At 69.7% G+C, this 14,888-nt stretch carries 14 protein-coding genes and 1 rRNA gene; 9 read left to right on the plus strand and 6 right to left on the minus strand.

The window, feature by feature from the left end; all coding sequences use genetic code 11:
* Positions 1-1,239: streptophobe family protein (locus AOK11_RS25205; RefSeq protein WP_240497484.1), on the minus strand; the 1,239-nt coding region annotated here is incomplete at its 3' end.
* Between the two features lie 240 nt (positions 1,240-1,479).
* Between AOK11_RS25205 and AOK11_RS25210 the strand changes: the two genes are divergently transcribed.
* A complete protein-coding gene (locus AOK11_RS25210) occupies positions 1,480-4,011 on the plus strand; it encodes an ABC transporter ATP-binding protein/permease (RefSeq protein WP_206188922.1) in 2,532 nt (843 codons plus the stop codon).
* Between the two features lie 113 nt (positions 4,012-4,124).
* On the opposite strand, the gene AOK11_RS25215 is transcribed toward AOK11_RS25210, so the two are convergent.
* The gene (locus AOK11_RS25215; RefSeq protein ID WP_055596020.1) at positions 4,125-4,871 is read right to left on the minus strand and encodes a transglycosylase SLT domain-containing protein; all 747 of its coding nucleotides are present in this window, start codon (positions 4,869-4,871) and stop codon (positions 4,125-4,127) included.
* Positions 4,872-5,336: 465 nt separating this feature from the next.
* On the opposite strand from AOK11_RS25215, the gene AOK11_RS25220 reads away from it, so the two are divergent.
* The 3 genes from AOK11_RS25220 (at position 5,337) to AOK11_RS25230 (ending at position 7,631) form a co-directional block, all read left to right on the plus strand.
* On the plus strand, positions 5,337-6,518 hold the full coding sequence (locus AOK11_RS25220) for a GAF domain-containing sensor histidine kinase (RefSeq protein WP_055596030.1): 1,182 nt from the start codon (positions 5,337-5,339) through the stop codon (positions 6,516-6,518).
* Positions 6,511-7,152 carry a response regulator gene (locus tag AOK11_RS25225; protein WP_055596021.1) on the plus strand — a complete coding sequence of 214 codons (642 nt, stop codon included), beginning with the start codon at positions 6,511-6,513 and terminating at the stop codon, positions 7,150-7,152. Before AOK11_RS25220 ends, AOK11_RS25225 begins: the two co-directional genes overlap by 8 nt.
* A gap of 233 nt (positions 7,153-7,385) precedes the next feature.
* On the plus strand, positions 7,386-7,631 hold the full coding sequence (locus AOK11_RS25230; RefSeq protein ID WP_055596022.1) for a chaplin: 246 nt from the start codon (positions 7,386-7,388) through the stop codon (positions 7,629-7,631).
* A gap of 128 nt (positions 7,632-7,759) precedes the next feature.
* On the opposite strand, the gene AOK11_RS25235 is transcribed toward AOK11_RS25230, so the two are convergent.
* A complete protein-coding gene (locus AOK11_RS25235) occupies positions 7,760-8,548 on the minus strand; it encodes a hypothetical protein (protein WP_055596023.1) in 789 nt (262 codons plus the stop codon).
* 151 nt (positions 8,549-8,699) lie between these two features.
* On the opposite strand from AOK11_RS25235, the gene AOK11_RS25240 reads away from it, so the two are divergent.
* The 3 genes from AOK11_RS25240 (at position 8,700) to AOK11_RS25250 (ending at position 11,227) form a co-directional block, all read left to right on the plus strand.
* Complete coding sequence (locus tag AOK11_RS25240) at positions 8,700-9,497, plus strand: ABC transporter ATP-binding protein (RefSeq protein ID WP_055596024.1); 798 nt, start codon at positions 8,700-8,702, stop codon at positions 9,495-9,497.
* Positions 9,498-9,660: 163 nt separating this feature from the next.
* Complete coding sequence (locus AOK11_RS25245; protein WP_055596025.1) at positions 9,661-10,092, plus strand: NfeD family protein; 432 nt, start codon at positions 9,661-9,663, stop codon at positions 10,090-10,092.
* 181 nt (positions 10,093-10,273) lie between these two features.
* Positions 10,274-11,227, plus strand: a complete 954-nt coding sequence (locus AOK11_RS25250; RefSeq protein WP_055596026.1) for an SPFH domain-containing protein — start codon at positions 10,274-10,276, stop codon at positions 11,225-11,227.
* 104 nt (positions 11,228-11,331) lie between these two features.
* Here AOK11_RS25250 and AOK11_RS25255 read toward each other — a convergent pair whose 3' ends face one another.
* From AOK11_RS25255 to AOK11_RS25265, 3 genes are all read right to left on the minus strand, one after another.
* Positions 11,332-11,838 carry an HNH endonuclease gene (locus AOK11_RS25255; protein ID WP_055573809.1) on the minus strand — a complete coding sequence of 169 codons (507 nt, stop codon included), beginning with the start codon at positions 11,836-11,838 and terminating at the stop codon, positions 11,332-11,334.
* A gap of 194 nt (positions 11,839-12,032) precedes the next feature.
* Positions 12,033-12,572, minus strand: a complete 540-nt coding sequence (locus AOK11_RS25260; RefSeq protein ID WP_055596027.1) for a YbhB/YbcL family Raf kinase inhibitor-like protein — start codon at positions 12,570-12,572, stop codon at positions 12,033-12,035.
* Between the two features lie 43 nt (positions 12,573-12,615).
* Entirely contained in the window at positions 12,616-13,398 is a 783-nt protein-coding gene (locus tag AOK11_RS25265) for a sporulation protein (RefSeq protein WP_055596028.1), read from the minus strand.
* A gap of 162 nt (positions 13,399-13,560) precedes the next feature.
* Between AOK11_RS25265 and AOK11_RS25270 the strand changes: the two genes are divergently transcribed.
* Both AOK11_RS25270 and AOK11_RS25275 read left to right on the plus strand, forming a co-directional pair.
* The gene (locus AOK11_RS25270; RefSeq protein ID WP_055596029.1) at positions 13,561-14,202 is read left to right on the plus strand and encodes a DNA-3-methyladenine glycosylase; all 642 of its coding nucleotides are present in this window, start codon (positions 13,561-13,563) and stop codon (positions 14,200-14,202) included.
* 618 nt (positions 14,203-14,820) lie between these two features.
* A 16S ribosomal RNA gene (locus tag AOK11_RS25275) occupies positions 14,821-14,888 on the plus strand; the annotation flags it as partial.

A 14,888-nucleotide genomic window follows, 5' to 3' on the forward strand; every position in this document is an offset into this window, starting at 1 on the left:
CAGCCGCAGCGCACACCGCCCGGCGAACCCCGCGGCACCCCCTTCCCGTACGGCACCCGCACCACCGATGCCGCGCGCACCCGGCACCCCGCCACCCGGTTCGCCCGGACCGGCCGTCGCCCCCAGCGGCGTCCGTACCGCTACCAGCACACCGGCCAGCAGCATCATCACCGCGGCCGCCACCCCCAGCAGCCACACCCGTCCGTCGAGCTCGGCCAGCCGGGCCAGCGTGACCGGCCGGCCGGACCCCCCGCGCAGCAGGTCGTCCACGGGGTGCGGCAGAACACCGAGCAGCACACCCGTCGCCCGCCCGTCCCAGGGCACGAACAGCCCGATCGGGAGGCCGAGCCACGCCCCGTTCGGCGCGCCCAGCAGAGCCGCCCCGGCGATCCGCCGGGGATGCTCGTCGTCGATCGCCGTGTACCCCGCCGCCGTGAGCCCCGCCGCCACCGCCACCAACCCCACCATGACCAGGGCGGACACGGCAGGCCGTACGGCCCGGTGCACGGCGTCCCAGCCGCGTGGCAGCGGAGTGCGCCGGGACGCCAGCAACGCGACGACCAGGACGCAGACCGCCCAGCCCAGGCCGCCGAGCAGGGTCGGCACCGTGTCGACGGTGAACCCGACCGTCGCCCGGGCCTCGAGGAGGTCGCCGATCCGGTCCGGCAGCAGTCCCTCGATGTCCCCGAGGTCGCCCAGCCCCGGAATCTCCAGTCCGCCACCTCCACCGCCCGGCAGGTCGGCCGGCCCCAGCGCGCCCCCGTCGATCGTCACGACGTCGTGGCCCGCCCACACCAGCCCGCCCGACATGCCCACGAAGAGCGCTGCGACCGTGCCCGCGCGGGCGACGAGTTCGGCCGGTGACAACAGGGCGCCCGCGGCCCGCAGGGACCGTAGGAAGAAATACGACAACAGCAGCGCACCGACCAGACTCACCCCCAGTGGCGTGATCTCGACGGCCGTGCTCGCCTCCGCGCCCGACAGCCCGAACGCCGACACGTCGCCGGACGGGGTGACCGAGCCGCCGGCCGCCAGCGCCACCACCGCGGCCGTCATCGGCCCCAGCGAACCCGCCGAGTCCGCGTCCAGCAGATGCAGCCCGAGCGCCGCCGTCCCCGCCATTCCGATCAGCGCCCAGCTCACCGCGGCGACCGCGGACATCACGACGTCCGCCCACGGCACGCGCGTGCCGTGCTCCGTGGTGCCGACGCCCGTGGCAGCACTCGTGGCACCACTCATGGCAGACCCCCCGATCCGCTCCCGCGGCGAGGTGGCCGCGCATGTCCCCCTCGCGTGGTTTACCACTCTCCGGCCCGGTTTCCACACCGTCAACGGCGGCGGTCGAAGCGTCGGGCGCCCGCTTCGCAAGGCCCGACTACCGGTCGGAGGGCCGAGCCTGAAATAGTTCCCCCCGATGTTCGACATCCCTAGACTCCCTGCGATGGGGGAAATTCGGGGGACAACTCAGTGGGGCATGGAGTGCCGGAACTCGTACTGGAATCAAACGGACGGACCTGGACGCTCGACCCGTCCAGGTCGTACACCCTGGGCCGCGATCCGCAGGGGGACGTCGTGGTGGACGATGCCAGGGTGTCCTGGCGTCACGCCACGATCAGCTTCAACGGCCGCAGTTGGGTCGTCGAGGACCATGGGAGCACCAACGGCACGTTCGCGCAGGGTCAGCGGATCCATCATCTGGAGATCAGCTCCGACACGGCGCTGAACCTGGGCAACGCGAACGACGGGCCGCGGGTCACCCTGTCCGGCGCCGCGACCCCGGCCGCCTCGCCGCACGCGCAGCCGCAGCAGCCGTACGCCGCGCAGGGGGTGCAGGGCGCGGCCCCGGGCTGGGTCCAGCAGGGGCAGCAGCAGGCGCAGGCGCAGGGCGGCTGGCAGCAGCAGCCCTCGCAGTCGCCGCAGCAGCAGCCCGCGCCGCACGTGCCGCAGCAGCAGGGTCCCGGGGGTGCCGCGGGGGCGGCGCCGATGTACGGCGACCGCAGCCCGACCACGTTCCACCAGTTCTCGCTCGGCCGCGTGATGCGGATCGGCCGTGCCCTGGAGAACGACCTGGTCGTCTCCGACCTGCAGGTCTCCCGCAACCACGCCGAGTTCCACTCGACGCCCGACGGTCGCATGGAGATCCGCGACCTGGGCTCGCACAACGGCACCTACGTCAACGGTATGCCGATCGCCAAGGGCGGGACGCAGCTGCTCGGCCCGACCGACATCGTCGGCGTCGGCCACTCGACGTTCCGGATCGTCGGTGACCGGCTCGAGGAGTTCGTCGACACCGGTGAGGTGTCCTTCTCCGCCCGGCACCTGACCGTCACGGTCGACGGCGGCAAGCAGATCCTCAAGGACGTCTCCTTCGGCGTGCCCGAGAAGTCGCTGATCGCGGTCATCGGTCCGTCCGGCTCCGGCAAGTCGACCCTGCTCAAGGCGCTCACCGGCTACCGGCCGGCCGACCGGGGCGAAGTCCTCTACGACAACCGGAACCTCTACAAGCAGTTCGCCGAGCTGCGCCAGCGCATCGGTCTGGTCCCGCAGGATGACATCCTGCACAAGGAGCTGACCGTCAAGAAGGCCCTCAAGTACGCGGCCAAGCTCCGCTTCCCGGCCGACACCACGGCCGCCGAGCGCGACGCCCGCATCGACGAGGTGCTGCGCGAGCTGAAGCTCGACATCCACAAGGACAAGAAGGTCACGTCCCTCTCCGGCGGTCAGCGCAAGCGGGTCTCGGTGGCACTGGAGCTGCTCACCAAGCCGTCGCTGATCTTCCTGGACGAGCCGACCTCGGGTCTCGACCCGGGCATGGACCGCGATGTCATGCAGCTGCTGCGCGGACTCGCCGACGACGGGCGCACCGTCCTCGTCGTCACCCACTCCGTGGCCGAGCTGGCGATCTGCGACAAGCTCCTGGTGATGGCGCCCGGTGGTTCGGTCGCCTACTTCGGTCCGCCCGACGAGGCGCTGAACTTCTTCGGCTACGACACCTGGGCCGACGTCTTCTCCGCATTCGAGAACTACCGCGACTACGACTGGGCGGGCCGCTGGAAGGGCTCGCAGCACTACCAGATGTACGCCGCGGACATCGACGCGGTCGCGCCGCAGTCCGTACCGGCCCCCCAGATGCAGGCGCTGCGGCCGCCGAAGCCGCAGGGCTGGATGTCGCAGTTCGTCACACTGGTACGCCGCTACGTCTCGGTGATCGTCTCCGACAAGGGCTTCCTCGCCCTGACGGTGATCCTGCCGGCCGTTCTCGGCGCCGTCAGTCTGCTCATCGACCCCGACCAGGGACTGCTGCCGAACGCGCCCAACCAGGCCGGCCAGATCCGTCCCAACGGCACCGCCGCCACGGTCCTGCTGATCCTCGCGGTCGGCGCCTGCTTCGCCGGCGCCGCGAACTCCGTACGTGAGCTGATCAAGGAACGGGTCATCTACGAGCGGGAACGTGCAACGGGACTGTCCCGCTCGGCGTATCTGATGTCCAAGGTGTTCGTGCTCGGCATGGTCACCGTGCTGCAGGGCCTGCTGGTCGGCGTCATCGGTTTCTCCAGCCGGGAGCTCCCCGAGGAGGGACTGGTCCTCGGCGGCTTCACCCTGCTCGAGCTGTCCATCCCGATCATGGCGCTGGGCTTCACCTCGATGATGTTCGGCCTGATCATCTCCGCGCTGGTGAAGACCGCCGAGAAGACCATGCCGCTGCTGGTGATGTTCGCGATCATCCAGGTCGTGTTCACCGGCTGCCTGTTCGCGCTGCACGGCACGGTCGGCGTCAACCAGTTCTCGTTCCTGATGCCGTCGCGCTGGGCGGTCGCCGCCTCCGGTGCCACGCTGGACTTCAACCTGATCAGCCCGCCGGAGACGCCGGGCGACCCCGATCCGCTGTGGGAGCACACTGCCGGAACCTGGCTCATGGACATGGGCGCGCTCATCGCCCTCGGCGTGATCTGCGGCTTCTTCGTGGCCCGCTTCCTGCGCCGGCACGAGCCCGAGGTCATGCGCAAGTAACCGGAGCGGCCGCCCGCGCGCCGTACGCCCCGAAGGGCGGCACCCTGTCAGGAGGGTGCCGCCCTTCGGCGTGTCCGTTCGCGTCAGGTCGCGTGAAGAGGTCCGCGCCGACCTCAGTACGCGCTGTAGACGTTGTCCATGGAGCCGTACCGGTCGGCCGCGTAGTTGCAGGCGGCGGTGATGTTCGCGACCGGGTCGTAGATGTTCTTCGACGTGCCCGGGACGTGGTACGCCGCGAACGTCGGCGGGATCACCTGCAGCAGACCCTTGGACGGGATGCCGTTCTGGGCGTTGATGTCCCACAGGTTGATGGCCTTCGGGTCGCCCGAGGACTCCCGGATGATGTTGCGGTGGATGCCCTCGTACGAGCCCGGGATACCACGCTTGTTCATGATGTCCAGGGACTCACGGATCCAGCCGTCGAGGTTGTCGGCGTAGCTCTCCTGGACGGGCTTGCCGGTGTCGACGCGCTCGCCACCCCAGTGGCGGTCGCCGGAGCGGCTGGCCGCTTCCTCGGTCTCGCGCTCCTGCTCGGCCTTCTTCTTCGCGGCGGCCGCGTCGGCCTTCTTCTCGGCCGCGGCGTCGGTGGCTGCCTGCTTCTTCGCCGCGATCAGCTCGGTCTTCACACCGGAGCCGGCCAGCTGGTCGGTGATGGTGCCCTTGACGTCCTTGATCGGCTCGGTGCTGTACGAGATCCGCGCGGCGGGGGCCGCCTCGCTCGTGGTGGTCGTCGAGGCGTCGCTCGGCGTGGCCGAGAAGCCGATGGCGGCGGCACCGAGAGCGGCGACACCGGCGACGGCGATCTTGTGATGGCGGTTCAACGCACGGGCATAACCACGGGTGAGGAAGTTCTTCGACATGAGTGGGAGACCTCTTCGACTAGCGCGGAGGTCGCTCAACGTCCGGTGGGGACATGGTTTCTTCCGGCACGAACGCCGTGGGGGGACAACCCACGGCGCTGAGCGACGGGAGCCATTCTTAGCGGCCGCAAAATGGCGGGGCAAAGGTGTGACGTACGAAGGCGGATAGTGGATCAGGGTAGGGGCATGAGGGATGAATCGGACATGTGCCCCGCCGAGATGCCCCTTTTTTCTCTCCTATTCACCTTCGTACGTGATGTACGTCCTATGCCTGGCCTCACACCGGACCTCCGCGATCCTCACCGAGGGTTGCTGAAGCAAGCCGTTCCGTGAGGGGTCTCGGCCGGTACTGCGACAGGCCGTCGGAGAGCTCCCGGCAGGCCCGAGGTCCTACGACCTTTGGCCCGGGCCACCGCCGTCACCGGACGGATCCGCGGTGGCGGGACCCGCCGGTACCGTGAGGACATGAGCCACGGTCCCCCGTCCGGCCTCGCCGCGGTGAGCACCGCGCTGCTGGCCATGAGCAGGCACCTCGAGGTGCGCGACGTCCTCAAGACGATCGTCGCCTCGGCGCGTGAGCTGCTCGACGCCCAGTACGCCGCACTCGGCGTCCCCGACGACCACGGCGGCTTCGCCCAGTTCGTCGTCGACGGTGTCAGCGACGGACAGTGGAAGGCCATCGGTCCCCTTCCGCGCCAGCACGGCGTTCTCGCCGCGATGCTGCGCGAGGACGGACCTCAGCGCCTCGCCGACGTGCGCAAGGACCCCCGCTTCGGGGGCTGGCCCAGCGCCCACCCCGACCTGATCGACTTCCTGGGCCTGCCCATCCGCGACGGCGACGAGGTCATCGGCGCCCTCTTCCTCGCCAACAAGCTGAGGCCCGCGGGGGGACACCCGCCCCAGACCCCGGGCGGTCCCGAGCCGGACGGCATCTGCGGATTCACCCAGGACGACGAGGACGTCCTCGGTATCCTGGCCCAGCACGCCGCGATCGCCCTCACCAACGCCCGGCTCTACGAGCGCAGCCGCGAACTGACCATCGCCGAGGAACGCTCCCGTCTCGCGCACGAGCTCCACGACGCCGTCAGCCAGAAACTGTTCTCCCTGCGCCTCACCGCCCAGGCGGCCGCCCGCCTCGTGGACCGCGACCCGTCCCGGGCCAAGGGGGAACTCCAGCAGGTCGCCGCACTCGCGGCCGAGGCCGCCGAGGAACTGCGCGCCGCGGTCGTCGAGCTGCGCCCCGCAGCCCTGGACGAGGACGGCCTCGTCGCCACCCTCCGCACCCAGGTCCAGGTCCTCGACCGCGCGCACAGCGCGCGCGTGACGTTCACCGCCCGCGGTGTGCGCGCCCTGCCCGCCACCCAGGAGGAAGCGGTGCTGCGCGTGGCGCAGGAAGCGCTGCACAACGCGCTGCGGCACGCGGAGGCCGACCATGTCGACGTCACCCTGGAACGCCGGGGCAACGGCGCCGTCCTGCGGGTCGCCGACGACGGCAAGGGCTTCGACCCGGGGATCATCCGCCGCGCGGGACGCCATCTCGGCCTGGTCTCCATGCGCGACCGGGCGAGCGGGGTCGGCGGCAGCCTGACCGTGGAATCGGAGCCCGGCAAGGGCGCCGCGATCGAGATGGAGGTTCCCGGTGGCTGACGCGATCAGGGTGCTGCTGGTCGACGACCACCAGGTGGTCCGTCGGGGCCTGCGCACCTTCCTGGAGGTGCAGGACGACATCGAGGTCGTCGGCGAGGCCGCGGACGGCGCCGAAGGAGTCGCCCTCGCCGGCGAACTGCGGCCCGACGTGATCCTGATGGACGTCAGGATGCCGGGCATGGACGGCGTGGACGCCCTGCGCCGGCTCCGCGAACTGGACCATCACGCGCGCGTGCTGATCGTCACCAGCTTCACCGAGCAGCGCACCGTGGTCCCGGCCCTGCGCGCGGGCGCCGCCGGATACGTGTACAAGGACATCGACCCCGATGCGCTCGCCGGCGCCATCCGCTCCGTGCACGCCGGGCACGTCCTCCTCCAGGCCGAGGTCGCCGGGGCCCTGCTGGCCCAGGAGGAGACCCACTCCGGTCAGGGCCGCGCCGGTTCGCTCACGGAGCGGGAACGCGAGGTGCTCGGGCTCATAGCGGACGGACGCTCCAACCGGGAGATCGCCCGCGCCCTTGTGCTCTCCGAGAAGACCGTGAAGACCCACGTCTCGAACATCCTGATGAAACTCGACCTGTCGGACCGCACCCAGGCCGCCCTGTGGGCCGTCCGCCACGGGCTGAGCACCTGAGCCCGAGCCCCTCGGGCGCTTCCGGACGCCCGAGTGCTCGACCAGCTGCCTGGCGGCCGGGCACATGACGTCCGGCGCCGTGACGTCCGGGGCCGGGCGGATGGTTCCCCTCCGGTCCGAGATTCATACCGTCGTGGGAATGTCACCCGGATGGCGCATCCTTCTTCGGCCCCCGCCGTTGTCCCGTACATACCGCGGCGCCTGCCGCGGGGACCGCGAGGAGGGCTCGGAAAGTGAAGAACCTGAAGAAGGCAGCGGCCGTGACGATGGTGGCCGGCGGACTGCTGGCCGCCGGTACGGGCATGGCCTCCGCCACCGACGGCGCGCACGCCGGCGGCACGGCCGTGGGCTCCCCGGGCGTCGTCTCGGGCAACGTCATCCAGGTCCCGGTCGACGTCCCGGTCAACGTGTCCGGCAACAGCGTCAACGTGATCGGCCTGCTGAACCCCGCCTTCGGAAACGTGGCGGTCAACGGCTGACGCCCGTCACCCCACCGGTGACGCCCCCGGCCTCCTGGCCCCACCCGGGAGGCCGGTCGGCGTTGTCACCGCCGCCCGGGGCACCGGGGCCACAAGGATCGTTCCCCCGGTCACCGACCAACCGGCACTCACCCGACGCCCCGCTCCCACTCCTCCACCACGGAGTTGTAGGCGGCGACCTGCGCCCGCCGGGCCGTCCGCTCCACCGGACGCAGAGCCTCCCCTCGGGCCGCCATCTCCGAGGCGCTCACCGCGCCCCCGTGCCCGTTCGCGCGGGCCAGCGAGACCAGCGCCCCGACCCGCTGCGCCAGCTCCAGCACCCGCACCGCCCGCGGCGGATATCCCGGCGCCAGCACCTGACGCCCCGGCTCCGCCCGCGCCCGGTAGGCGTCGATCGCCGCCTCGGCCACCGGCCCCGACCCGGCCACGTCCAGCCGTGTCAGGACCTCGGTCGCCTCCCGCAGCGCCTCCGCCAGCTCCCGCTCCGCCTCACCGAGGGAGGGCACATCGGCGGGCGGGGCCTCCCGCACCGGCAGGCAGTGCCAGACGACCTCCACATGCACATCACCCTCGGGCCCGGCCTCCCACACCCGGGGCACCAGCCCCAGGGCGGTCCCGTGACCGACCACCGCCTCCCCGGCCTCCAGCGCCCGCGCGTTGAACTCGGGCGGCCCGCTCAGCCCCAGCGGATGCCCCGGCGTGGGCAGCGCGATCCGCAGCCCGGTCGCCCCGAGCGCCCGCAGCCGGCCGAGCGCCAGCGTGAGGCCCACCGGCGCGGGCTCGCCCGGCAACCCCTCCACCCGGTGCACCGCGTCGTCGCCGACGATGGCGAGCACGGCGTCATCAGGCGAGACAAGACCGGAGAAAAGGGCATTTCCCCATGAGGTGAGACGTCCTGAACGTGGTTCCGAGAGCATGCCCCCACCCTAAGGACCGGACCGATGGGATGTCCGGGCCGACCGGTGGCGTAGATTTCATGGAGGGCTGCGCCCACGGGGGCGGCGGACCGATCACAGGCGTACGACACAGCCGAGACCCGGCCACACTGCAAGGGGAGACAACGCGCTCATGAGCGAGGTTCTGGAGCTTCAGGACGTATCCGTGGTCCGCGAGGGCCGGGCTCTGGTGGACCAGGTGGCCTGGTCGGTCAAGGAGGGTGAGCGCTGGGTCATCCTCGGCCCCAACGGCGCGGGCAAGACCACGCTCCTCAATATCGCCTCCAGCTACCTGTTCCCCAGCAGCGGCACCGCCACCATCCTCGGCGAGACCCTCGGCACCCCCGGCACCGACGTCTTCGAACTGCGCCCGCGCATCGGCATCGCCGGCAACGGCATGGCCGACAAGCTCCCCAAGAACCAGACGGTCCTGCAGACCGTACTGACCGCCGCCTACGGCATGACCGCCGGCTGGCAGGAGGAGTACGAGGAGATCGACGAACAGCGCGCCCGCGCCTTCCTCGACCGTCTGGGCATGTCCGAGTTCGTGGACCGCACGTTCGGCACCCTCTCCGAGGGCGAGCGCAAGCGCACCCTCATCGCCCGCGCGCTGATGACCGACCCCGAACTGCTGCTCCTCGACGAGCCCGCCGCCGGCCTGGACCTCGGAGGACGCGAGGACCTCGTACGCCGCCTCGGCCGCCTCGCCCGCGACCCGATCGCCCCCTCCATGGTCATGGTCACGCACCACGTCGAGGAGATCGCCCCCGGCTTCACCCACGTGCTGTTGATCCGTCAGGGCAAGGTCCTCGCCGCCGGCCCGCTGGAACTCGAGCTCACCTCCCGCAACCTCTCCCTCTGTTTCGGCCTCCCGCTGGTCGTGGAGCAGGTCGGCGACCGCTGGACCGCGCAGGGCCTCCCGATGGTCTGAGGCCGACGGCCCGAACCAGCCCTGCGCGGAGGAGAGTTCAGGGAGCAGGCCCGGGGGCTCCGGGACGCGCCGGGACACGTCCCCCTCAAAAACCGGGCAGAGAAGGCCCGTTCACACCCCGGCGCTCTGTCGGTGACCGGGTGCGCGGTCCTACCATGACCATGTGGACATCGATGCATGGCTCTGGTGGCTGATCGGCGCGGCTGTACTCGGCATCGCGCTGGTGATCACCGCGATGCCCGAACTCGGCATGCTCGCGGTGGGCGCCGTCGCCGCCGCGGTGGTCTCCGGAGTCTTCGGTGGCGGCGCCGTGCTCCAGGTCGTGGTCTTCGCCGTCGTCTCGACCGCTCTCATCGCCGTCGTACGGCCCATCGCGAAGCGACAACGCACACAACGCCCCCAACACGCCACCGGCGTGGACGCCTTGAAGGGCAGGCAGGCGGTCGTACTGGAGCGGGTGGACGGCTCCGGAGGCCGGATCAAACTCGCCGGCGAGGTCTGGTCGGCACGCGCCCTCGACTCCGGCCATGCCTTCGAAGTCGGCCAGGAAGTGGACGTCGTGGAGATCGAGGGAGCCACGGCGATCGTCATGTGACCGCACGACCGACCGCACGACCTGCGCGGCCGACCTCGTACGACGTGCTCCCGCGGGAAAGCAACTGGACCGAACAGCCAACGAGTTGTACTACGGTCTGGCAGACTCGACCAGCAAGATCTTCAACAGGCATAGGATCTTCCGAAGGCGCCGAGACGAAGAAGGGTACGGGGAACCGACGATGGAACCGGTCATCATCGTTCTGATCATCCTGGTGGTGTTGGTCTTCATCGCCCTGATCAAGACGATCCAAGTCATCCCGCAGGCAAGCGCGGCCATCGTCGAGCGCTTCGGCCGCTACACACGCACACTCAACGCGGGCCTCAACATCGTCGTCCCGTTCATCGACACCATCCGCAACCGGATCGACCTGCGCGAACAGGTCGTCCCCTTCCCGCCGCAGCCGGTGATCACCCAGGACAACCTGGTCGTCAACATCGACACCGTCATCTACTACCAGGTGACCGACGCGCGGGCCGCCACCTACGAGGTCGCCAGCTACATCCAGGCGATCGAGCAGCTCACCGTCACCACCCTGCGCAACATCATCGGCGGCATGGACCTCGAGCGCACCCTGACCTCCCGCGAGGAGATCAACGCGGCCCTGCGCGGTGTCCTCGACGAAGCCACCGGCAAGTGGGGCATCCGCGTCAACCGCGTCGAGCTCAAGGCGATCGAGCCGCCCACCTCCATCCAGGACTCGATGGAGAAGCAGATGCGCGCCGACCGTGACAAGCGCGCCGCGATCCTCCAGGCCGAAGGCGTCCGGCAGTCCGAGATCCTGCGCGCCGAGGGTGAGAAGCAGTCCCAGATCCTGCGGGCCGAGGGCGAGGCCAAGGCGGCGGCCCTCAGGGCCGAGGGCGAGGCCCAGGCCGTCCGGACGGTCTTCGAGGCGATCCACGCGGGCGACCCCGACCAGAAGCTGCTCTCCTACCAGTACCTCCAGATGCTTCCGAAGATCGCCGAGGGCGACGCCAACAAGCTCTGGATCGTCCCCAGCGAGATCGGCGACGCGCTCAAGGGCCTGTCGGGCGCCATGGGCAACTTCGGTGGCTTCGGCGGTGGCGGCCAGGGCGGTGGCAACGGCAACTCGGGCACCATCCCGGAGCGCCGGGAGAAGCCCTCCATAGACTGAGCCCGACGGCGGGCGGTAGGCGAACGGCAGTACGCGACCGGCATACGGCGGGGCCCGCTTCCCTCGGGAAGCGGGCCCCGCCGTATGCGTACGAGAAGCAGGTTCTAGGCCGCGGGCTGAGCCAGCCATTCCGGGAGCGCGTCCAAGTCCTCCCGCCCCAGCGCCAGCAGCATCGCGTCCGCCGGAGTCGGCTCGAACGGCTGCCGCAGCAGTGGCATCCCCGCCTGCTCCGGAGTCCGGTTCGCCTTGCGGTGATTGTCCTCCGCGCACGAGGCCACCGTGTTCAGCCAGGTGTCCTGACCACCGTGCGACCGCGGCACCACGTGGTCCACGGTGGTGGCCCGCCGCCCGCAGTACGCGCACCGGTTCCGGTCGCGCACCAGAACACCCCGCCTCGACCACGGCGCCCGTCTTCGGAACGGCACCCTGACGTATTGGCAGAGCCTGATCACCCGCGGCGCCGGTATGTCGACCGCGGCTCCCCGCATCCGCAGCTCGGGGTGGGCCTGCTCGACGACCGCCTTGTCCTGGAGCACCAGAACGACGGCTCGGTTCAACGTGACCGTCGACAGCGGCTCGAAGCTCGCGTTGAGTACCAGCGTGTCCCGCATACCAGCCCACCTTCCGTGCCCACCGGCCCACCCCTCGGCGGACTGGGATCAACTCTGGCCGGGCACGCCGAGATGGACAACGCAATATCTGCTGCTTCACGGGAGGTGTCCCCGTCCCCGGCAACAAAAATGCCCGCCCCTGATCAATTCCAAGACCAGGAGCGGGCAAACGTTCCGTGAACGCCGGGATCGGGTCAGGAGCCGGCGGGCACCTCGTACTCACCGATCAGCCGGGCCCGCGCGAGCGTGTGGAACCGCAGGTTGAAGCCCACGACCGCAGGGGACGCGTCCGAGTCCGGACCGAGCTTCTCCTGATCCACCGCGTACACCGTGAACACATACCGGTGCGGTCCGTCACCGGGCGGCGGCGCCGCACCGCCGAAGTCCTTGGTGCCGTAGTCGTTGCGCGCCTGAATCGCGCCCTCGGGCAGCCCTTCGAACCCGCCGCTGCCCGCACCGGTCGGCAGCTCGGTCACCGAGGCCGGGATGTCGAACACCACCCAGTGCCAGAACCCGCTCCCCGTAGGGGCGTCCGGGTCGTAGCAGGTCACGGCGAAGCTCCTGGTCTCCGGCGGGAAGTCCGTCCAGCGCAACTGCGGCGAGGTGTTGCCGCCCGCCTTCACCTGGGCCTCCCGGAGCGTCGCGCCCTCCTCGACCTCCCTGCTCGTCACCGTGAACGACGGTACGGGCGGGTGGAAGTCATGGGGGAGCGGACGCCGCTCGAGCTCGGTCACCTCGGTACCTCCTGCTGATCGCCTACGTTCGGTGGAACCGAGCCTAGAACCAGTTCCGCTTGCTGCCGACCTCCGACAGCCACTGGTTGAGGTAAGCGGCCCAGTCGGTGCCCTGGTAGTCGTTCAGCCCCACCGTGAAGGACCGGAAGGTGTCACTGCCCTCACTGAACAGACCGGGCTTCTTGTCCATCTCCAGCACGACGTCCATCGCCTGGTCGTCGGCCACGAAGGTCAGCTCGACCTGCTGCAGCCCGTGGTACTGCTGCGGCGGGAAGAACTCGATCTCCTGGTAGAACGGCAGCCGCTGGCGCGTCCCCCGGACGTGGCCGCGCTCCATGTCCGCGCTCTTGAACCGGAAGCCCAGCTGGATGAACGCGTCCAGGATCGCCTTCTGCGCCGGCAGCGGGTGCACACTGATCGGGTCCAGGTCACCGGAGTCCACGGCCCGCGCGATCGCCAGCTCCGTGGTCACACCGATGTTCATCCCGCGCAGCGACTGCCCGTCGATCATCGTGATCGGCGTCTCCCAGGGGATCTCCAGCCCGAACGGGACCGCGTGGACGGCACCGGCCTCGAGTTCGAAGGCGCCACCGAGCCGAGACTTGGCGAACTCGATGTTCTGCTTGTACTCCTCGTCGCCGCTCTCGACCTCGACCTTGGCCTGCAGACCGACCGACAGACCCTCGATCTGCTGATTCACGGACCCGCCCTGGATCCGCACCTCACCCTGGACGACCCCACCCGGAACGACGTTGACCTCGTGCAGCACCGTCTCGACCGAAGCCCCGCCGGCTCCCAGGCTCGCGAGCAGCTTCTTGAACGCCATGTCTCTCCCCTTGTCGTTCTCTATCGCGTCGTCGCCACATGTGGACCTACGACCCCTAACAACGCGATCCGGCTCCGGCCGGTTCCGTGTCCGTCACCCTTGCAAGTGCGGCGCCCTGTGACCACCCCGTGGCCGAACCCGCCTGGAGTACTCTCGGACGCCATGATCGCGAGCCCCGACCGTACGCCCCTGCCCAGGGAGTTCTTCGACCGCCCCGTCCTCGAGGTCGCTCCCGACCTGCTCGGCCGGCTCGTCGTGCGTGCCACGCCGGACGGTCCGATCACCCTCCGTCTGACGGAGGTCGAGGCTTATGACGGCCCCAACGATCCCGGCTCCCACGCCTACCGGGGCCGCACCGCCCGCAACGGCGTGATGTTCGGTCCGCCCGGCCATGTGTACGTCTACTTCACCTATGGCATGTGGTTCTGCATGAACCTGGTGTGCGGGCCCGAGAACCGGGCGAGCGGGGTGCTCCTGCGGGCCGGCGAGATCGTCGAGGGCGCCGAGCTCGCCCGTACCCGCCGGCTCTCGGCCCGCAACGACAAGGAACTGGCCAAAGGCCCGGCCCGCCTGGCGACGGCCCTGGACGTGGACCGTTCCCTGGACGGTACGGACGCCTGCGCCTCGGGCGACACCCCGCTACGGGTCCTCGCCGGCACCGTTGTCCCCGCCGACCAGGTACGCAACGGCCCGCGCACCGGAGTCCCCGGCGACGGAGCCGTGCACCCCTGGCGCTTCTGGGTCGCCGACGACCCCACGGTGAGCCTGTATCGGGCCCATGCCCCGAAGCGCCGACGAAGTTGACTCCACCTTGGAAGATGCGTAATGTGGTGAGAGCCGCTGAACCGGGTACGGCGTTCGCCTGCAGCCGGAAGCGGTCAACCCACTACTCAAGATCACCCTCAAAAGGGTCGAATTCGTCATGTTCTCATGTCCGGATTTCGAACCGGTGAAGCCCGATTGTGAATCGAGCGAGGGAATCGGCTAACGTAGTGAACGTCGAAAGGCCGACAGGTGAAAGCCCAAAGCGTTCCGACGATCCTATCGACTGGGAATCAGGCCCGAAAGAGTCTGATAAAGTCGGAGCCGCCGGAAAGGGAAATCGCGAAAGCGGGACCCGGGAAGGCGAACAGCCCGAGGAAATCGGATCGGAAAGATCTGATAGAGTCGGACACGCAGAACCGAAGGGAAGCGCCCGGAGGAAAGCCCGCGAGGGTGAGTACAAAGGAAGCGTCCGTTCCTTGAGAACTCAACAGCGTGCCAAAAATCAACGCCAGATATGTTGATACCCCGACGAGCGGATCTGATCCGGTCGTTGAGGTTCCTTTGAAGAAAAACACAGCGAGGACGCTGTGAACGGCCGGGCCTATTCCGCCCGACCGTTCCGCTCTCGTGACGTGTTCTCCCGATCACGGGAAAGCATTCACGGAGAGTTTGATCCTGGCTCAGGACGAACGCTGGCGGCGTGCTTAACACATGCAAGTCGAACG

The organism is Streptomyces hirsutus, assembly GCF_001418415.1.
GTDB classification, from domain to species: Bacteria; Actinomycetota; Actinomycetes; order Streptomycetales; family Streptomycetaceae; genus Streptomyces; species Streptomyces hirsutus.